This is a genomic window from Kitasatospora sp. NPDC101176 (genome assembly GCF_044768035.1).
In the GTDB taxonomy this organism is placed as follows: Bacteria; Actinomycetota; Actinomycetes; order Streptomycetales; family Streptomycetaceae; genus Kitasatospora.
Map to the genome: position 1 here is coordinate 140,051 of NZ_JBIWPA010000020.1, position 17,693 is coordinate 157,743.

Consider the following 17,693-nt stretch of genomic DNA (forward strand, 5'->3'; position numbering starts at 1 on the left):
CCCGCAGAACCCTAGACAGGCGATGCGCGCTCCGCATCCGTACAAATACTCAGATGCTACTGCGGACCGCACAGGCGGTCAGGGCTAAACAGGGAGCTCCGGCCCTGGGCTCGCGCAGCGGGGCGGAGGTGAACGGCCGGATCCACCGCGAGACCCGCCGGATCCCGGCCGAGCTGCTGGCCGAGGAGCGGCTGCGGCTGCACCCGGTGCCCGAGCAGCCGTTCACCGCCGCGTTCGGCGACACCCGCCGGGTCGGCAAGGACTCCACGATCTCGGTCGAGTCGGTCCGCTACTCGGTCCCGTACGAGCTCGTCGACGAGCGGGTCTGGGTCCGCTTCCACGGCGACGAGCTGATCGTCACCGCGATGGCCGCGGGCAGCGCGGTCGAGGTCGCCCGCCACCCGCGCTCGGCGCCGGGCAGTCCGCGGATCGCCGACGAGCACTACCCCGACGCGCCGCGCGGTGAGCGCACGCCGAAGCCGACGAACCCGGCCGAGGCCCAGTTCCTGGCCATCGGCCCGGGGGCGGCGGCCTGGCTGGTCGAGGCGGCGGCGACCGGTGTCCGCCGGATCAGGGCGAAGATGGCCGATGCGGTTGCGCTCGCCAAGCTCTACGGGACCGCCGACGTCGACCGCGCACTCGGGACCGCGGCGACGGTCGGCCGGTTTGCCGAGGGCGACGTGCTGTCGATCCTGGGCCACCAGGGCGAGCACGACCGCGTCGAGCCGATCCGCCGCAGCGAGGACCACAGTCTGCAGCCGGGCACCTCCGCCTGGTCGGGCTTCGGCTCGGCCTGAGCCCTCCTACTCCTCGACCAGGCCGCTGGCGACGGGGAAGTTCTCCAGGAACTCCCGTCGGCCCGGGTCCTGCTCGGCCTCGGCCAGGTCGGCGAGCACGGTCAGGAACCGCTCGCGCTGGTCCTGCGGCAACTGCCCGAGCCCCCAGCTCACGCCCTCCATCATCTTCACCGCGGAGTCGGGGTCGGCCTCGTCGTCCTCGCAGCTGTCGAGGAACCGGACGACGTCGACGACGAGTCCGGCAAGGACGGGCACCAGCGGGTCCGTGTCAGTCATCCGGGCAACCTATCCGACCCCCACGACAGCAACATCATCACCTCGGCCGACGGCACTCGACGTCGGCCACGACCGGGAAAGAGCACCTGTTTCATGAACGACAGTCCTGCCCAAGCAGCAGCCGCGACGCGGCCGCGCATGCAAGCACCTGCCTCCGCGGTCGCCGCAACGTCCGGCGCCGCCGATCCCGATCCCCACGCAGTCCGCCCTGCGGACCCTGGAGGGGGTCGGCCAGCGCGAGAACCTCTGCGTCGTCGGCCCCTCCGGCACGGGAAAGTCGCACTTCAGCGAGGCGCTCGGCCAGTCGGCGGTCGACGCCGGGATGACCGTTGCCTGGTTCACCATCGAGGACCGCGGAGCCCTGATCCGCCGTCACCGCGTCGACGACTCCGTCTCGAAGGCCATCTCCCGGATCACCCGAACCGATCTGATCATCGTCGACCTATGCCGAGAGCGCGACTATGTGGAGGGGGTGTCCGTGTGGCTGGCTGCAGCGGGTGTGACGGCTGCTCGACTCGGCATAGTGGAGGGTGAGTGCGAGGTTCTGGCGGCCCGCGGCTGAATGATGGCTCGGCGTCTGACACACTGGCGCCATGACATTGCAGCGAAAGGACCATGCCGCGTAGGCGTCCTTCGGACCTGCGCTCAGAGCGCCGGAGGTTCCCGGTTGAGCGTGGGCGATATTCGAAGATCGGTCAGGTTTCAGGCTCGGCGCAGGCCGAGATCATCCGTTTGGAGCGAACTCGCTTCGCGCCCGGTGACCTGGGCAAAGCCCTGGTTGCCTGGAGTGCGCTGGCGCATACCCCGCGACGACGTTCACCTGTCGTGCGCACTGGCTGCGGCGAACCGTCCTGCTGCCCACCGGAGCCAAGCGAGTGGCGGGACCTCCTGGACCTGGCCATGCATGCCTTGCCTCCGAAGTCCGCGCGCGAGCTCGCCCGCATCGTCGGGCGCCTCGACAGCAGAATTCTCGATCACCCGGCCCTGAGACACACCGTCTCACCGCGCGGTCCGTGGTGGCGCTTCAGTCTGTGGCCGTGGGAGGACTGACCGTCGTTGCGCCGACAGCCCTTCAACTCCAGCCGCGCCGATCACCGACCTCACAGGCGGTCGAGGAAGGCGAGGACCTTGTCGCTCGGTTGGTAGCGGCCGGGGCGGGCGGTGACCGGTGTCGTGAGAGCGAGTGCCTTCTCCTTGATGGTCATGTCGGCGTGGACGTAGGCGTCGGTGGAGCGGACGCCGGCGTGGCCGAGCCAGAGTGCGATGACCGTGGTGTCGACCCCGGCCTGCAGCAGCGACATCGCGCAGCCATGGCTTGTGTCCGCACAGGCCGTGTGCGGAGGGGTGCGTGTTGTCATTGAGATGGAGGTGTTCGGTGACCGCGTTTGCGACCCTGACACCGGTGCGTGTTGGATTACAGCGACGAGTGTGTGACGCAAGCCACACTCTCGCCCTGCTTGTTCAGATCCCTTCCGGTCGGTCCGAGCCGATGCCTCCGCCGGCTTCGCTGCCTGCAGCGAAGCTGCAGAGATCGTCCATGAACCGGCTCGGCGATGATGACCTTGGCTGCGGCTCGTTCCACTGGTCCCAGAGGCCGCCGGGCGCCAGGATTCGGGCGGCGTGGTTGCTTCCCGTGAGGCTGTCGACGTGGAGGAGCGCGCTGATGGCCCAGTGCTGGTCGTACTGGCAGTCGGGCCGTTGGAGGTAGCGGTCCAGGTAGACCGTGAGGTGCTGGGCGTCCTCGTCGGTGCCGAAGCGTGCGAGGGCAAAGCAGTAGCCCTGACCAGCGAAGCAGAGCTGACTGGCCAGGAGAAGATCGCCGAGAATGTCACGGAAGTGGTCACGGCGGTCGAAGCCGATCAGCCACGATGCCGTCAGGCGGGAGCGCCACTCGCTCTCCAGCAGAATTTCGAGTTCTTCATCGGTGATCTCCCGGGCAGCATCACGCATGGACTGCAGGAAGGGCGTGCGCTCGCTCTCATCATCACGCGCGAAGTTGCCATGCAGCAGGTGCAGGTAACGCCCGACACCTTGCGTTGCTGGTTTGACGTAGCGATCAATGACGTCGAGAAGCTCGGGGTCGGAGGCACGAGGAAAGCGCATGAAGGCATCCTCACGTGGCCAGCGGGCCGGGGCCAGAGGTTTTGGTGGTCCGCCTGCGCCGAGGGTGGTGAGTCGGAGTCAGGATCTGGTCAGTGGGTCTGCGGGGAGCCGAGTTGTCCGCGTCAGCGCGCCCCGGCCTCCTCTTCCTTGGCTTCAAGTAGACGGTTGAGGCGTCGGATCTCGGCAACCAGCAGCGGGACGACCTGTCGGGCGCTGGCGATGAAATGGGCGTTCTCGTCCCAGCGTTCGTCCGCGACGTCAACATACCGCGGCTGCTGGACGAGGGTGGTGGCCACGATCTGATGGTGGTCGAAGGCCGGCCAGCGCTCACCGAGCCCGGTGTCGGGAACGGTGCTGATCGCGACGAGGCTCATAGCGGAGTCGTCATCGAGCTGGCGGACGTACCAGGGGCCGGGGGTCGCGGCCTGGGCGATCTCCTCGATCTCGGCGAGTTCCTCGTTGGTCAGCGGTTCGGGTGTGTTCATCGGGCTGTCAGTTCCTCGCGTTCGCTGTTCCCGGCCATTCTGACGATCATCGCATTCGCTGCTGCGCGGGTCAGGACGGTTGCCTAACTGCAGGTTCCGATCGTTGTGGTTCGGGCTGTCGGGAGGCGAGTCACTCCAGTGGCTGCCGCCGCTGACCTGCGAAGGTGCAGGATCTCTTCATGCTGGGCGGCGAGCCGGGCCAGGGCCTGGACGCGGAACTCGCTCAGCTCTCCATTCACGTTCTCGGCGCGGGCCAGCCGTTCTTTCAGACTGGCGATCTCGGTCTTGAGCCGCTCGATCTGGGCTTCGCGCGGGTCGGGGATCTGGCCCGCTTCCTGCAGAATCTGGAGGCGACGCTCGAACTCGGCGCGGAGGTGGGCATAGGGGCGGGTGCCGTAGAAGGCAGTGCGGTCGACGGCGGCCTCGTGGGCGAGGGTCTTGATGTCGCACTTTCCGCCGGGCGGGATCTCTCCGCGTAGGAGCCTGTCCATGGCGGCTCGGATGCGGTTCTCGTTCTCAGTGCGCTGGGCTGCGGTGATCCTCATGCGGATTCCTCATCGGGTCGGTGGAGGGTTGCCGCGTCGATCTCGGCGACGACTCGAAGGGCCCGGTCGTAGTCGCTCTGCAGGCGGGAGCGTTCGGTTTTGCGGGTCTTGCCCAGGTCGCCGAGGAACGTCCTCGTCCGAGCGGCGTGCTCGGCCCAGACGGGCCGGTGGCAGGGGTGATGGGTGGCCTGCGGGCAGCGGGCAGAGTCACACATCCCGACCAATGGCCGGTCTGCGGTGGGGGTGCCGGCGAGCTTGAGGCAGAGCGCGCGCGAGGGGTCGGTGAACCAGCAGAAGTTCGCCGGGCCGATGTGCAGGGTCTTGGCGCGCTTCGTCAGCAGGTTCAGCACGTCCCGGTCGCTGTGCTGGGTCCTGGGCGCCGGTGCTGCGGCCGGTTCGAGCTTCTCGTCAACGCTGGCGAAGAACTCGGTGAGGCTGCGGGCGCCTGGGCCGGCGGGCAGGATTCCCTGTTGGAAGTTGCGGAACTCGGTCAGGACCAGGTCCAGGTTGCGGTCGCTCTCGTACTTGTTGACCTCGGCCAGGAGTTCGGCCTGGGCCCCGCCGGGGCGCGAACTGTAGCCCTCGGTCGTGGCGACCGCGATGTGTTTGAGATGGATCTTGGTCGCGAGGACACCACCGGGCCGGTAGGCCATCTCCAGAGCCAGAGTGCGCCTGAGCATCCTCAGGTTCACGGGCCCTTCGGGGATCGGAGCAAGTGCGAGCTGTTGCCCGGCCTGCGAGTTGACCCAGTTGCGGAACCAGCGATAGCGGACGCTGAAGGAGAACAGGCCGAAGAGCAGGACGCCGTCCTCGGGTTCCTCGTGGAGCTGTTCGGCGAGCTCAATGGCGCGATAGACCTGCTCGATGACGACCCATTCGTCGTCGGTCCCGCCGAATAGCTGGCCTTTGACGACCTTGCTGGCGATCCGGTAGCGGGTGAACCCGGGGACGGGCTCTTCGAGAGGAAGGCGGCAGCCGATCCGCAGTTCCATCAGCTCGCTCGCCCGCATTCCTGAGGCGGTGGCCAGCACGATCATCGCCGCTGTGCGGACGATGCCGACCAGAGCGACGGCTTGGAGGCGGTGCAGGGGTGGGGTCCAGGGCAGCACGGACGAGGAGTCCGCCGCGGTGATCTCGGCGGCGTCCCGGGCGAAGACCGCCGCGACCCCGACCGCGGCGACGGCGTGCTCCAGAGGGTCGCGCAAGGCCGGCATCCACCGAGCCCAGAACTGGGTCACTCCGGCCTGACGTGCCAGAACTCCCGTGGCAACCGGCAAGAGCGGGTCCTCAGCAGGCCAACCGTCAGTGAGGCGGTCGGCGATGTGGTGCTCGGCCAGCATCGGCAGCGGCGTGCACGTTCGCTCGTACTCGGCAAGCAGGGCGGTGAACTCGCTCACCGGAGCGCGGCCGGCTTTGCGCAGTCCTGGCGCCTTGCAGGAGGAGAGGCGGTCGGCCTGCTGGATCTGCTGGGCGAGTTCGACGGCGTGAGGGCCGATGGAGGAGACCAGAAACAGGGCAGCGGCGAGCATCGGCTGCATGACCGCGTCCTCGACGGGCTGGGTCTTGTTCTCGGTCCGGCCGCAGGGCATCTCGGCGATGGCGGAGGCGGTGGCCCCGCCCCAGGGCCGCAGGTCGGCGGGAACGCGGTCGGCGGTGAACAGCTCGCGGTAGTTGACCAGGTCGACGACGACCTGTGCGGCCGAACGCCGGGTTGCAGGGCTCTGCTCGCCGACGACCGTGCCCTGCTCGTTGAGCACATAGCGCCGGTGGGCCATGTAGGCGTCGCAGACGCGGGTGTCGATCTGCGCGAGGCTCGACACCCCGTGCCCGGACAGCCACTGGCAGAACCGGGTGAACTCGTCCAGCCGAGCCGCGCAGCTGGTCAGGTGCAGGGTGGTGCGATGCGCCCGGGGCAGCGGAGCGACGGCCGGGTGGCGTGGAGCGAGCATGGCCAGGACCAGTTCCTTGGCGACCAGCCGCCACCGGGGGTCGGTGATGGCGGTGAAGACGAACCGGCGGATGGAGAGCGCCATCTGGACGGGCAGGCCGACGACCTCGGTGAAGTCCCAGACATCGTCCTCGAAGCGCGGGCGGCGGGTTCCCCCGGGGAGCGTGAGGCCGGCTTCGCGGCAGACGTCGGCACCGGCGAAGACCGCAGACCGGCCGTCGAATTCTGAGGAAGCGAGGGCGGTGGTCATGCGGTCATCTCCTCAGGTTGCAGGGGCAGTTCGTGGTCCTGGTCCTCGACATGGCGGGCTGCCGCGGCCAGGACAGCAGGCTCGAAACGGTCCAGGACCTGCTGGATCCGGGTGGCGTAGGGGCCGAAGACCGCCATGAACTGGGCGGCGGGCATCTGCTGCCACTGCCGGGAGAAGAACGCCTTGAGTCGCAGCAGGTTGGCCGCGTGCCGCGGGGCGAACACGGCCAGCGGACAGAGAAGGCAGACCCAGGGGCGGGCCGGGCAGGGCTTGCCCTTGGGCCCGTGCAGCCCGGAGAGCTGGTCGCCGCAGGCCGCGGTGAACACGTCCCGCTGCCCGCCGACCAGCTCGGCGATCGCCGAGTCGTCCAGGTCCATGGCCGCGACCAGCTGCGGATAGCCGGCGGCCAGCACGGCGGCGTCTTCTCCGGTGATCACGGTGGGCGGGTGCGCGCGCCGGAGCATGTCGTGCTGGGCGTCCTCGATGATGGCCTCGACGGCCTGCCGCTGGGCCTCGGTGGTGGCGGTCAGGTAGTGGTCGCCCTCGACGGCCGGAGTGTGGTTCGGGTCGATGGCGGCGCGACCGCTGCCGGTCCAACCGGCCTTGTCGCGCATGGCGAGGTGGGTGGTGCGGATCCGCGAGCGGTGGATCTTCAGTGGACGGCCGTCCTGCGCGAGCACCCCGTGGCGCACGGTCCAGCGCTGGACGGCCGCGCGGGCCCCGGAGCCGGTGACAACGGTGAACCGCCCCGGGTTGCTCTGGGCCAGCCACAGGTTCCGCCGCCGTCCGGGCCCGGTGAAGCTCCGCAGCAGGGCGGAGTGCGCGAGCCACTGCTCCAGCAGCCGCACGGCCCGGCGGGGCAGGGTCGTGCTCTCGGCCGCGGTGCGGCCCTTGATGTAGGAGCAGGACCGTGGAGTCCCCGGCCCAGTCGATGTCGCCGGTCACCAGGTCGTCGATGCCGTCGGGCACGATACCGGAGTAGATGCCGAACAGCAGCCGGTAGGCGATCAGCATGTTGTGGGTGGGGAACAGGTCAGCGCTGGCCTGCAGGAACCCGCCCCGCTGCCAGAGCGCGCCTTCCGTGATACCGAGTGCTGCGGCGAATCGCGGGGCGGAGAGCGGGCCGAGCCGGGCCAGCAGCCACCGCTGGTTCTCCACGTTCCACTCTCCTCTGTGGGGGCACCGTCCTCGGGGCAGCGCGGCCAGGGCCTGCCGGTGGGCGGCGTACGACTCGTCGGCCAGCGTGCGGCAGACCTCGGTGAGCTGGGCCCATTCCTCCTCTGCGTAGGGCGGCAGCTGATGGTGGTTCGGCTGGAGGTTGTAGGGCCGTCCCGTCGCCAGGTCCAGCACTCCGTCCGCAAGGGTGCCGCCGACCTGGGCGAATGCCCGCACCATCGCACGGCTGGTTGCCTCCCGCGGGCCGGTGCTGCCCATCCAGTACTCGGCCAGCTGGCCCCGTCGCAGCTGTGCGGCTCCGCCGGTGAACCCCCGCTCGGCGAGCGTGTGCACCATTTGCCGCAGGGACTGGATGTAGTGGTTGACCGTGCCCGCCGAATCCGCGGTGCCGTGCGGATGGATCAGGTCGACCAGTCCGGTGGCCAGGTCTCGGGCCAGCCGCGGGTTCGGCAGGCCGTCCAGGAAGAACGCCGCGCGGCTGCCGTCGCTGAAGACGCAGGAGATGCCGAGCGGTTCGTCGATGAGCATCGTCGGCATCAGACTTCCCCGTCCTCGGTGCCGTCGCCGAACTCCTCCGCGGCCTCGCGGTCAGCCTCCGCGTCGCAGGTCAGCCCGGCTGCGGCCTCGGCGCCGTCGTAGGCATCCCGGTAGATGCGGGTCGTGTCCAGGCGCCGGAGGTACTTTTCCGTCGTCAGGACAGTGGAGTGGCCCAACAAGTCGCGCAGCACCAGCAACGGGTCCGCCTTGGAGAGGTAGAGGACCAGTGCGGCGTCCGTGTCGGTGTCCCTCACGAGCTTCGCGGCCTGCCGGTAGTGGCCGGTGACCAGGTATTCCAAGGTCCTCATCGAGAACGTGTGGCGACATCGGTGGGGCCAGACGTGAGGGAAACGGGGCTCGAAGCGGGCCCGGATCCGGTCCGAGGTCCGCTCGAAGACCGTGGCCCAGGCGGTGAACGGGCCACCGCCGTGCTTCACCGCCAGCAGGCATGAGCCGCCCTCGGGAGCGACCAGGCGGCGGCGTTCGGCCGGGGTGAGTGAGTCCCACGAGCGGCGCACCCCGTTGACCCGCCCGCCCCGGTGATCGGGCTCGGTAACCATGAGCGGTTCACCCCACCGCAGCGGTGGCCGCACGGTCCAGCACCAGGTAGTCGTGCAACCCGGCGAGGGCCTCGTAGGAAGTCCAGGTGGTGCGGAACTTCTTCCCCTTGGTAATCCCGGCCGGAACCGGGAACGGGATCGGCACCGGGTCGTGTCCCATGAAGTGGTGTAGTGGTCGTGGACCAACGGTCATGAAGTAGGCGGGAGTTCGTTGCGGGCGGGCTCGTTGGGGTAGATCTTCTCCATGCTGGCCTCGGGCAGGTAGCGGCGGGGGAAGGCGATCCACTCGTCGTGCATCTCGAAGAGCACGGCCGTGACCAGTCGCAGGAGCGCGTCGTCGTTGGGGAAGACCTGGACGACGTCGGTGCGGCGCTTGATCTCGCGGTTGATCCGTTCCAGCGGGTTGGTGGACTGGATCTTTTTCCAATGTCGTTCGGGGAAGGCGGCGAAGGCGGTCAGGTCGTCTTTGGCCTCCAGCAGCATCGCCCTGACCTTGGGGAACTGCTCGCCGAGCATGTCGGCGACGGTGTCCAGTTGGGCGCGGACCGCGGCTTCGGCGGGCTGGGCGAAGATCGTGCGGATGGTCGCCGCGACCATCTCGCCGGCGTCCTTCGGGATCACCGCGAAGGTGTTGCGCAGGAAGTGGACGCGGCAGCGCTGGTAGGCGGCCCCGAGCATGACCTTGCGGATCGCCTTGACCAGGCCCAGGCGGTGGTCGCCGATGACCAGGCGGACCCCTGTCAGGCCGCGTTCACGCAGGTGGCGGAGGAACTCGGCCCAGAACAGCTCGGTCTCGCTGTCACCGACCATCAGCCCGAGAACTTCTCGGCCGCCGTCCTCGGTGATGCCGGTGGCGACCACCACGGCCCGGGAGACGATCTGGTGGTCCACCCTGGCCTTGCAGTAGGTCGCATCCAGATAGACGTAGGGGAAGCGGGTGTGGCCCAGGGGCCTGTCCCGGAAGGCGGTGAGCTGTTCGTCCAGGTCCACGCAGATGCGGGAGACCTCGCTCTTGGAGATACCGGTGTCCGCGCCGAGGGCTCTGACCAGGTCGTCGACAGAGCGGGTGGACACGCCCAGCACGTAGGCCTCCATGATGACCGCGTAGAGGGCCTGGTCGATGCGGCGGCGTCGCTCCAGCAGGCTGGGGAAGAAGCTGCCGGTGCGGACCTTGGGGATGGCCAGCTCCAGGTCGCCGGCCTGCGTGGTCAGGGTCTTGCCGCGGTGGCCGTTGCGCCAGGTGGTGCGGGCTTCGGTGTGCTCGCCCGGCTCGGCGCCGATCCGGGCGGTCGCCTCGGCCTCGATCAGCTCCTGCAGGAGCCGCTGGGCCAGGGTCCTGATCAACTCGATTCCGTCTGCCGTACGCAGTGACTCCATGAGGCGGAGTAGGTCAGACTGGGACAAGGCCATCGCGCACCTCTCACTCAACGAGCATGCCTACTCGGAGAGTTGCGCGATGGTTCCTTTATGACCAGGGGTCACGTCAAGATCCCTACTACACCACTCGGCGGGACACCATCGGGGCCAACTTTCACCGTTCCTCGGTGGGGCCACCTGCCGCCGTTACCCCGGGGCCAGAAAACGGGTCTGGCTCAACTTCCGTGACTTGGTGACGGTAAGTCACGGATTGGCAGTGTGACAGCCATGCGGTGATCGTCCTGGTGCAGCTGGCAGAGGTATGGCAAGCTCGGACAGTCGCTTCAACAGGCGCCGCCGGGGCGCCCGAGGTCCTTGCGGGCCGAACCAGCGGGAGTAAGGGGCGGTGCAGGCGGCAGCCGCACGCGTGGCTCACGATCGGAGCCCTGAGTAGGCCCCGCTGGATCCCGGTCTGTTCGTGATCACGTTCATCGGTCCCGACAACAGTACGGGCTTGTCGAGTAGTTGGGCGGCAGGCTCAGTTGTGTGACGTGGTCACGCAGTGTCAGGCGAGAAGGACTCGCTTGCGCAGGAGCGCGAAGCCGGCGCGTCCGAACATTTGTCGTTTCAGCATTTTGATCCGATTAACGGCTCCCTCGACAGGGCCGGAGTTCCAGTGGCTGGTGAGCCCGGCCTCGACGGCGGCGTAGTCGGTGTTCAGGCCTGCAGCGAAGGTGCTGACCCCGGGCAGGCCGGAGGCCGTTGCCTTGGTGATCCAGTCGGTGAGGTGTTCGCCTTCCAGGAGGGTGAGCATGCGGGCGAAGGCGGTGACCAAGTAGGCGGCGGTGTCCAACTCTGGGCAGTGCGCCAGGACGGCCTTGCGCTGGACTTCCTCGTCAGGGGCGAGACCGGCGGGGTGGCGGGTGAGCCAGCCGGTGACCTGCCGGACCGTGGGCGCCGGGGACGGTGGCGGCATGCCGTCCGGGTCGGCCAGGGCATCCTGCTTCCAGACGGCGAGGATCGTGTAGCTGCCGCGATAGCCCTGCTGTTTGATCTCTTCCAGCAGGGCCAGGCCGGTGATCCTCCCTCCGGTCTCCTCCCAGCGCTGGGCCAGGTAGGCCTTGAAGGGGTCGAGCTTGCTGGCCCGCGGGCGCTGCCCCTTCACCATGTCCTGCCAGTGCTTCGCTCGCGCATATCGCTGCACGGTGTGGCGCCCCCAGCCCAGGTGGCGGGCGACCTCACGCAGGCCCATGCCGCGTGCCAGCAACTGGTGGACCAGGGCGTGGTGTTCGCGGCGGCGGTCGGCCATCCACCCGGTCGGGTCGACCGGTCCGACCGTGTCGCTGCCGGTGGGCAGTGGGGTCTCCCACTGGGGCCCGGGTTCCTGTTCGACGGCGGGGAGGCTGGCCAGGCACGGCCGGCGGTCCATAACGGTGCGCTCGACGGCCCGGACCAGGTTCGCCCACAAGTGGTACCGGTCGGCGACCTGCCGAGCCTGCGGAGCCGCGGTGTCGGCGGCCTCCGCGTAGGCGCTGGCACGGTCCCGGCAGATCACCTCGATCTGCGGGTGCCCGGCCAGCCAGGGCGCGAGCGTTGCCGCGTCGCGGTCAGGAAGCAGGTCCACGACCCGGTGGGTGACCGCGTCGGTGATGACAGTGCCGTAGACATGACCCTTTCGCAGGGCGAAGTCATCGACACCGACCGCCGTCGGCGTACCGACGGCAGGGTCGGGCAGCTCCATCACCCGTCGCAGCAGCGTGCTGCGGCTGGCTCGGATGCTCAGCAGTGCGGCCATGCGAGCCCCGGCACGGCCAGCCAGCGCGAGGCCCAGGCCGGCTACGGACTTGCGCTGCCGTTCGGCGACCTGGCCGTGACGGCGTGTCAGTCCAGCGACCTGCTCGGCGAACGTGCGCCGTGGACATGAAGCATCCGGGCAGGTGAAGCGCCGCACCCGCAAGGCGAGAACGACCGGGCGCCCGCAACTGGGCAGATCCGAGGGATAGCGCAGGTAGGAGCCGTGGACTCGCTTCGACCACTCCCCGCAGCCAGGGCAGGAGGCACCCGGCGCGGCTACCCGGGCCTCGACCCGCACCACCGCACCGGACACTTCGACACCGACCACCTCCACCTCCGGCAGCGACGGGAACAGCAACTCGCAGAGCCACGACCAAGATTGCGACACAAGAGACGACCGTCAGCCATCCGCAGCAGCCGGCCGCCGAGTTTCGGACGATCTTCAGACCCCACGGACCCGCAGAATCCGTGACCGAGCGTCACCGATCACAGAACCTGGGCCAGACCCCAGAAAACACCGTCCTAGACAGCCGTCCTGTACCTGGGCCACGAGTTCGCGCAGCGGGTGGGGTGCCAGCAGCAGCCGGCGCTGGGATGGGACGGGCGGTCCGGCTGGTACTACTTCGTGGACAGCGACGACAAGCTGCCCTCGGAGTCGGTCATCGGCGCGCGCTGGCTGAGCGACGGCCTGGTGCCCGACCCGGCCCGGGTGGTGGCGTTCGTCTCGGCACTCCTGCTGGACAGCGGCACCGCAGGCAGCGGGGAGCGCCCCTTCTACCGGGAAGCCGGCCAGGACGTGGCGGACCTCATCAACCGCCTCTCCCCTCACCTGCCCAACCACATCGGGCGCGGTGAGAAACCCTGGCTCTCCCACCTCGCCCACAGCCCCGACTGGTTCTACCTCCAGCGGGCCCTGCACCACCTGACGACCGACGACCAGACGGTCCACGTGCCCATGCGAGTGGGCGAGCTGCGTACCGTCCTGGAACTGCTCAAGCTCCACGAGATGAGCGCCAACGGCCCCCTTGGCAGTCTCAGCCAGCAACTCGGACGAGACCTGGAGCGCAGGATGTCCTCCGGCGCCGTCCTTCCGCAGAGTGAAGTCGCCCGCGCGACGGCAGCCCGCATCAAGAGCCAGCTGCAGGAGGCGGCAGCCCGCCAGCGGCAACGAGAGCAGCGGGACGAGGACGGCTGACGCTCCTGCCACGGACGCGCTGCTGCTACACCTTGGCCGTGCAGCAGGCGCTGCACTCCGGCTGCCCGCTGCAGCTGCTGCTACTTGGTTCTGCTGCTCCTTCACATGCTGCACACCGCGAGCAGCACGACCCGCTACGGGTAGCAGCATTGGTGCTGCTACCCCGCGTCCGTGCCGGGCGGCACCACCGCCAGGTGCGAGCGGGACGGCTCAGGGACGTGGTGGGAGTCGCTTAGCTGCTGCTGGCCCTGTTCTTGCGGGCCATGCGCGCGGGGTGCGGGCCTCCGTTCGTCGTGGCGCACGCTTCGCCCGGGGGCCGGCCGCAGACCGGGCAGGTTCCCCGCCGATGGCTAGCCTTTCGTTCGTCGAGGATCAGCTGGGTCCGTTCTTCGTGGGGCCCCCGGCGCCACGGTTCGGCTGCCTGGCAGTCTTGCCCGGCCTCCGCGCCGCACCGAGGGCACGAACGCGCGATCCAAAAACGGCGGGCGACCTTATCGTGCATGCTCCACGGGTAGCTCACCGGTCGGTCCGGGGAGACGGCCCATGCGACAGCCCGGTTGCTGCCGGCACGGGCGACCCAGCGCTGGACGAGCGCCTGGTCCTCGGGGCTGAGCGCGTCGCCGGCCGTGGCCGCTTCCTGAACAAGTGCGTCCACCAGTGGGCACAGCTCGGCCGTCTTCGTGGAGCGCTGGCCTTCGAGGTCGTCCAGCAGCCTTCCCGCCCGGTGACGGGCAATCACGACCGAGGTGGGCAGCCCTGGCTGTGGGGCAGCCCGGCTGCGTGCGGCAACGGCGGCGAGGTGCTCGGCGGCGGCCGCCAGGGCCGCCTCCTCGTCGACGGTGCGTTCGTGGGAGGCCTTGACGTTGGCGAGGAGCAGTAGGTGGCGCACCTCACCGGTGTCCTGGTTCTGGACGGCCTGGTCGATGCGGGTGAACAGGTCCCGGCGAGCCTGCGCCTGTACGGCGAACCACTGCTCGAGGTCCTGAAGGGCTTGGTCAACCTGGGATCGGGTCGGCGGGTCAAGCGGGCCGAGGGCACGGATCTCCTCGACGACGCCGGTGACGAGGACCACCGACTCGAGCTTGCGGCCCTCCGCGAGGCGGCGCAGCAGCCCTTGGCGCGGGCCGCCGTGTTGGGTGTCCCCGCCGCTGGCCGGTATCCGGTGCCACCTGATCGGGGAGCGCGGCGGGCGGCGGAGATCTCCTCGACGGCGGGCGTGCTCAGGCCCCGCTCGGTGATGCTGCACTCCTGGAGGGTGAACCACTGAGTCGGCCGGGCGAACGCCTCGGTTCCGATGCGCACGTCGCGGGCGGTCCCCTGACTTTCCAGCCGAATGCGGTGGACGTACCAGCGGCGCACCAGCGTCGCGTCGTCGACCGGCACCGACACGCCCAGGACCGGCTCCATGGTCTCGTCGTCCCACACCGGTGCCACCGTGTCGTCCAGGTGCAGGCGCAGTCCGCGGGGCTGGTGCTCGAAGGTGACGTCGACGAGGGAGCCGAGCGGCTCGCGCAGGTGGACGGCGCCCCGGTGGCCCTGGTCGCGCAGCCAGGCCGCGGCGGCGGACTTCGCGTAGAGGTGGTCGGCGCTCGCCACGCCCCGGGCCCGGCGCTCGCACACGTGCAGGCCGGTCGGGTCGGGCAGGTGGGAGAAGTGGCAGACCCGGTCGGTGTAGAGCTTGGTGGTGAGCTGGGTGCCACAGCCGCCGAGCAGCAACCCGCACCAGAAGGTGTCCTCGACGTGCCGCCGGCGGAAGGCCTCCAGCTCGATCGCCTCGAGCGGCAGGAGCAGCGGCTCCTCCGACTGCGCGCTGCCCAGCACCGCCGTCTGAATACGGCGCTTGTCACCCGGCAATGACAACCCCCCAACAGGCGCCTGACCATGGACATCTCATCGTGCCACCGAGGCGGGGCCCCGGGCGGGGCAATGTAGAAATCGCCCCTCGCCGCCGCCACCGCCGAGGCGGCGGCGGCGAGGGTGAGTGCCGCTCGGGCGTCATCGCCGACGCGTGGCGCAGCGGAACCGCGCCGGCTCGGTCGCGGTGCTCGCCGACGGTCAGCCGCGTTGGCGAAGGTGGAAGGCGACGTCCGAGGGCGTTTGGCCGGCCAGGAGCACGAGGGGCTCCAACAGCCCCTCCCAGAGCGCGTCGGTGCCTTCGGGCTGCGCCTCGGTCAGCCAGCTGACGGCGGCCTGCTCCCGGTTCAACGGCGAGGGCAGCATCGGGTCAGCGAGGGATTCGTAGATGCCCTCCACCCTTGCCAGCAGCTGCTCGCGGCGCTGCTGGGCGGATTTGATGGACTGGGCGTCGCGCGCGGCCAGCAGAGCCACGACCGGAACGGACAGCGCGGCGTGCAGCTGTCCGAGCGTCGGCTCCTCGGCCAGCTCCGCCACCACCTGGTCGGTCAGTCGAGCCTTGCCGTCGACTACCCGCTCCAGGACGGCGATGCCGAGCACGGTGTAGGCGCTGACACACGGCCACATCGCTCTCTCCACCGCATCGGTGTACCGGTAGGCGGCACGGCGCACTCCGTCCAGCGCCTGCGACCGGAAGGTGAACCGGGCACCGTCATCAAGGTGCTCGGCGTGATCGGACAACGCGAACAGCCGGTCCAGGGCCGCCCTGGAGGTACCCCACTCGTGCCGCACCTCCGTCATCGCGAAGTGCAACGAGGCGAGCGCCTCGAACTCGGCCTCGCTCAGGACCGCCAGCTGCTCCCTGCTGGGAAACCGCACGGCTTACCCCTCCCCGTCGATCAACATCCCGCGGCCGCCCACGCTACCCGCGCCGGCCGACTCGGCTCAGCGGCTTGACGCGAACAGGGTTCGCCCGGTGATGAGAGCGGATCGAGCTGGCCTGGGGCCCTCGCCGATACGCGGGCGCCAGGCCGTCGCGGTTCCCCGTACCGGTCGGCGCAGCACCGCGGGGTCGAGGTCGAGGTGGAACGGGTCGGTGAGTGCGGTGGTCTCGCCGACCCGGACGAGGCGGTCGACGTAGCTGCCGCGCTCGAGGTGGCCGAGGTAGAGGCGCCCGTCGTGGTCGGGCTGGGTGGTCACCTGGGCTCGCGCCACGTGGGCAGGCGGGTCGCCGGCGCAGTCGCGGCGTGGTGAGCGGAACGCAGTTGGAGCAGGCCCCGGGGTGGCCTACCCGTACAGCAATAGCGCCGTACCGACGGCGGTGGCGATCAAGGCCGAGAGCAGCACGCGTCTCCAGCCGTGGGCGTCGAAGCCGAGGTAGTCGCGGACTGCCACGAAGACCGTGCGCCGGGGGAAGCGGGCGACGCCCTGCGCGGGCGTCTCGCGCAAGGACAGCTGTGGCGATGTGGTTGGGGACACCGACGTGAGCGGCGGGTCGGCTGGTGGAACAGGGGGTGTTGTTGTCTCCGCTGGAGGTCGAGGGGGCGGTACCCGTTGGAGCGAGACGGGTCTGGGAGGCGGCGGGGAAGGCCTGTCTGCCGGCCCCGGGACGGTCAGTGGTTCAGGTCCACCACGGGGAGATCGGGTCGGTCCGGCTCGTCGTCAGTTACCACCTGGGTAGCGCTCAGGGTGACTTCGTCGTGTCGACGCTGTGCGCTGGCCAGGGCGTTGCGCCAGCGGTCACGCGTGGGGCCCGGCAGCTTTTCGAGGAGGTCTTGGGCGTCGTCCCAGAGCAGGTTCGGGTTCGCGGCCACGGCCTGGGAAGCGGCCGTGGCCAGGGCGGGGTAGCTCGAGATGCAGCGGCCGACGATGGTCAGGCAGTGCCGGCGTTGGGCGGGGGACATACGGGGGTGAGTCAGCGTCTGGGTGATGAACGTCCCGTCCTCGGGCTCACCGCAGCCTTCGGCCTCAACGTCGTTAATGAGCCTGGCGGTCAGCGCGTCGGGGCCGACCCCACCCCAGTAGGCATGGCCGGTCGGCGGGTACACCGTGGTGAGGAACCTGCGCTGGGCGCGCACCATGTCCGGAGTCAGGAGCGGCGCCATGGGGTCGTCGCCGTGGTAGACCGCCCACGCTGTGCGGATCGCGGCATCCGCCTCTTTCTGGTCGGCCGCGCCGGTCATACGCTGCACGGCGACCAGCGTCTTGCGGTAGTCCGGGTCGAGGGGCTGCTGGAACAGCGTGGCCGAGGCCCGGTCCCAGTACTTCTCCTCGTGGTAGAGCAGAACCTCCTGCGGGTCGAGGTTGTCGTGGAGCGGATTGTCGATCAGGACCCCGGCGAGGGTCTCGATGTGCAGAGACAGGACGGTGGCCGGAGCGCCCTCGGCGAGGATTTCCTCAAGAGGCGCGCCGTGCGGGATCTGGTCGAGGAACTCCTGGGGATCCCAGTCGTCTGGCACTCCTGACCATTGCAGGGCGGCGATCCGCCGGCTGAACGCAGTCCAGGCTCGCTCGCGAAGTTCTCCCGCGTCGACCTGTCGCAGCACGTTGCCCGGGGTGAGGACGATTTCGGTGCCGCTGGCCATCGCGGGGTTCCGGGCGCGCAGCTTGGCCCACCACTGGTGAGTGGAACGGGCGACCAGCAGGATCCGGACGCGGTGTCCTGGAGCGCGGTGGTTGGCCAGGGCTGTCAACAGTGCTGTGACCTGGTCGAGGTGGTATTAGAAGTCATCTCATTTGGGCTTGTAGGCTGCTCGCATGACGATCGTGGAGCGTCTGGTGCCGGACGAGTTGTGGGAGTTGTTCCAGCGGGTGGTG

19 protein-coding genes and 1 pseudogene are annotated in these 17,693 nt (G+C 69.5%); 4 read left to right on the forward strand and 16 right to left on the reverse strand.

What is annotated here, in order from left to right:
* Window positions 1-125: 125 nt before the first annotated feature.
* Window positions 126-797 (forward strand): annotated as a pseudogene (locus ACIRS1_RS25375) (Mu transposase domain-containing protein); the annotation flags it as partial.
* Window positions 798-803: 6 nt separating this feature from the next.
* Here the strand turns inward: ACIRS1_RS25375 and ACIRS1_RS25380 are convergent.
* Window positions 804-1,073 (reverse strand): hypothetical protein, encoded by a 270-nt coding sequence (locus ACIRS1_RS25380; RefSeq protein WP_402843720.1) that lies wholly within the window; start codon window positions 1,071-1,073, stop codon window positions 804-806.
* A 208-nt stretch (window positions 1,074-1,281) separates the two neighbouring features.
* Here ACIRS1_RS25380 and ACIRS1_RS25385 point away from each other — a divergent pair, with 208 nt between their 5' ends.
* Entirely contained in the window at window positions 1,282-1,635 is a 354-nt protein-coding gene (locus ACIRS1_RS25385; RefSeq protein WP_402843789.1) for an ATP-binding protein, read from the forward strand.
* A 538-nt stretch (window positions 1,636-2,173) separates the two neighbouring features.
* Here the strand turns inward: ACIRS1_RS25385 and ACIRS1_RS25390 are convergent.
* The 10 genes from ACIRS1_RS25390 to ACIRS1_RS25435 all read right to left on the reverse strand — a co-directional run bounded on the left by ACIRS1_RS25390 (window position 2,174) and on the right by ACIRS1_RS25435 (window position 12,185).
* On the reverse strand, window positions 2,174-2,374 hold the full coding sequence (locus tag ACIRS1_RS25390) for a hypothetical protein (protein ID WP_402843723.1): 201 nt from the start codon (window positions 2,372-2,374) through the stop codon (window positions 2,174-2,176).
* Window positions 2,375-2,534: 160 nt separating this feature from the next.
* Window positions 2,535-3,176 carry a DUF6000 family protein gene (locus tag ACIRS1_RS25395; protein ID WP_402843726.1) on the reverse strand — a complete coding sequence of 214 codons (642 nt, stop codon included), beginning with the start codon at window positions 3,174-3,176 and terminating at the stop codon, window positions 2,535-2,537.
* A 122-nt stretch (window positions 3,177-3,298) separates the two neighbouring features.
* Window positions 3,299-3,661 carry a hypothetical protein gene (locus ACIRS1_RS25400; RefSeq protein ID WP_402843729.1) on the reverse strand — a complete coding sequence of 121 codons (363 nt, stop codon included), beginning with the start codon at window positions 3,659-3,661 and terminating at the stop codon, window positions 3,299-3,301.
* Window positions 3,662-3,744: 83 nt separating this feature from the next.
* Window positions 3,745-4,206 carry a hypothetical protein gene (locus ACIRS1_RS25405; protein WP_402843732.1) on the reverse strand — a complete coding sequence of 154 codons (462 nt, stop codon included), beginning with the start codon at window positions 4,204-4,206 and terminating at the stop codon, window positions 3,745-3,747.
* Window positions 4,203-6,404 (reverse strand): site-specific integrase, encoded by a 2,202-nt coding sequence (locus ACIRS1_RS25410; RefSeq protein WP_402843734.1) that lies wholly within the window; start codon window positions 6,402-6,404, stop codon window positions 4,203-4,205. Before ACIRS1_RS25410 ends, ACIRS1_RS25405 begins: the two co-directional genes overlap by 4 nt.
* Complete coding sequence (locus ACIRS1_RS25415; protein WP_402843736.1) at window positions 6,401-7,252, reverse strand: hypothetical protein; 852 nt, start codon at window positions 7,250-7,252, stop codon at window positions 6,401-6,403. The genes ACIRS1_RS25410 and ACIRS1_RS25415 overlap by 4 nt, the downstream gene beginning before the upstream one ends.
* Before the next feature lie 864 nt (window positions 7,253-8,116).
* Window positions 8,117-8,425 (reverse strand): hypothetical protein, encoded by a 309-nt coding sequence (locus tag ACIRS1_RS25420; RefSeq protein ID WP_402843739.1) that lies wholly within the window; start codon window positions 8,423-8,425, stop codon window positions 8,117-8,119.
* 259 nt (window positions 8,426-8,684) lie between these two features.
* Window positions 8,685-8,837, reverse strand: a complete 153-nt coding sequence (locus ACIRS1_RS25425; protein ID WP_402843742.1) for a hypothetical protein — start codon at window positions 8,835-8,837, stop codon at window positions 8,685-8,687.
* A gap of 29 nt (window positions 8,838-8,866) precedes the next feature.
* Window positions 8,867-10,087, reverse strand: a complete 1,221-nt coding sequence (locus ACIRS1_RS25430; RefSeq protein WP_402843745.1) for an IS256 family transposase — start codon at window positions 10,085-10,087, stop codon at window positions 8,867-8,869.
* A gap of 511 nt (window positions 10,088-10,598) precedes the next feature.
* A complete protein-coding gene (locus tag ACIRS1_RS25435; RefSeq protein WP_402843748.1) occupies window positions 10,599-12,185 on the reverse strand; it encodes an ISL3 family transposase in 1,587 nt (528 codons plus the stop codon).
* Window positions 12,186-12,368: 183 nt separating this feature from the next.
* On the opposite strand from ACIRS1_RS25435, the gene ACIRS1_RS25440 reads away from it, so the two are divergent.
* Window positions 12,369-13,022 (forward strand): hypothetical protein, encoded by a 654-nt coding sequence (locus ACIRS1_RS25440; RefSeq protein WP_402843792.1) that lies wholly within the window; start codon window positions 12,369-12,371, stop codon window positions 13,020-13,022.
* A gap of 232 nt (window positions 13,023-13,254) precedes the next feature.
* Here the strand turns inward: ACIRS1_RS25440 and ACIRS1_RS25445 are convergent, their stop codons facing one another.
* Entirely contained in the window at window positions 13,255-14,094 is an 840-nt protein-coding gene (locus ACIRS1_RS25445) for a hypothetical protein (protein WP_402843751.1), read from the reverse strand.
* A 374-nt stretch (window positions 14,095-14,468) separates the two neighbouring features.
* Between ACIRS1_RS25445 and ACIRS1_RS25450 the strand changes: the two genes are divergently transcribed.
* On the forward strand, window positions 14,469-14,879 hold the full coding sequence (locus tag ACIRS1_RS25450; RefSeq protein ID WP_402843754.1) for a hypothetical protein: 411 nt from the start codon (window positions 14,469-14,471) through the stop codon (window positions 14,877-14,879).
* A 198-nt stretch (window positions 14,880-15,077) separates the two neighbouring features.
* Here the strand turns inward: ACIRS1_RS25450 and ACIRS1_RS25455 are convergent, their stop codons facing one another.
* From ACIRS1_RS25455 to ACIRS1_RS25470, 4 genes are all read right to left on the reverse strand, one after another.
* Window positions 15,078-15,755 (reverse strand): hypothetical protein, encoded by a 678-nt coding sequence (locus ACIRS1_RS25455; RefSeq protein ID WP_402843757.1) that lies wholly within the window; start codon window positions 15,753-15,755, stop codon window positions 15,078-15,080.
* Window positions 15,756-15,821: 66 nt separating this feature from the next.
* On the reverse strand, window positions 15,822-16,091 hold the full coding sequence (locus ACIRS1_RS25460; protein ID WP_402843760.1) for a hypothetical protein: 270 nt from the start codon (window positions 16,089-16,091) through the stop codon (window positions 15,822-15,824).
* 72 nt (window positions 16,092-16,163) lie between these two features.
* Window positions 16,164-16,325, reverse strand: coding sequence for a hypothetical protein (locus ACIRS1_RS25465; protein WP_402843763.1), 162 nt, complete (start codon window positions 16,323-16,325; stop codon window positions 16,164-16,166).
* A gap of 164 nt (window positions 16,326-16,489) precedes the next feature.
* Window positions 16,490-17,461, reverse strand: a complete 972-nt coding sequence (locus ACIRS1_RS25470; RefSeq protein ID WP_402843766.1) for a hypothetical protein — start codon at window positions 17,459-17,461, stop codon at window positions 16,490-16,492.
* Window positions 17,462-17,693: the final 232 nt, after the last annotated feature.

What these genes read in the sequence shown, in the direction of transcription:
- ACIRS1_RS25420 (WP_402843739.1), bottom strand. Translation starts at nt 8,425, where the DNA reads ATGAGGACCTTGGAATACCTGGTCACCGGCCACTACCGGCAGGCCGCG.
- ACIRS1_RS25425 (WP_402843742.1), bottom strand. Translation starts at nt 8,837, where the DNA reads ATGGGACACGACCCGGTGCCGATCCCGTTCCCGGTTCCGGCCGGGATT.
- ACIRS1_RS25380 (WP_402843720.1), bottom strand. Translation starts at nt 1,073, where the DNA reads ATGACTGACACGGACCCGCTGGTGCCCGTCCTTGCCGGACTCGTCGTC.
- ACIRS1_RS25410 (WP_402843734.1), bottom strand. Translation starts at nt 6,404, where the DNA reads ATGACCACCGCCCTCGCTTCCTCAGAATTCGACGGCCGGTCTGCGGTC.
- ACIRS1_RS25470 (WP_402843766.1), bottom strand. Translation starts at nt 17,461, where the DNA reads ATGGCCAGCGGCACCGAAATCGTCCTCACCCCGGGCAACGTGCTGCGA.
- ACIRS1_RS25405 (WP_402843732.1), bottom strand. Translation starts at nt 4,206, where the DNA reads ATGAGGATCACCGCAGCCCAGCGCACTGAGAACGAGAACCGCATCCGA.
- ACIRS1_RS25430 (WP_402843745.1), bottom strand. Translation starts at nt 10,087, where the DNA reads ATGGCCTTGTCCCAGTCTGACCTACTCCGCCTCATGGAGTCACTGCGT.
- ACIRS1_RS25400 (WP_402843729.1), bottom strand. Translation starts at nt 3,661, where the DNA reads ATGAACACACCCGAACCGCTGACCAACGAGGAACTCGCCGAGATCGAG.
- ACIRS1_RS25395 (WP_402843726.1), bottom strand. Translation starts at nt 3,176, where the DNA reads ATGCGCTTTCCTCGTGCCTCCGACCCCGAGCTTCTCGACGTCATTGAT.
- ACIRS1_RS25390 (WP_402843723.1), bottom strand. Translation starts at nt 2,374, where the DNA reads ATGTCGCTGCTGCAGGCCGGGGTCGACACCACGGTCATCGCACTCTGG.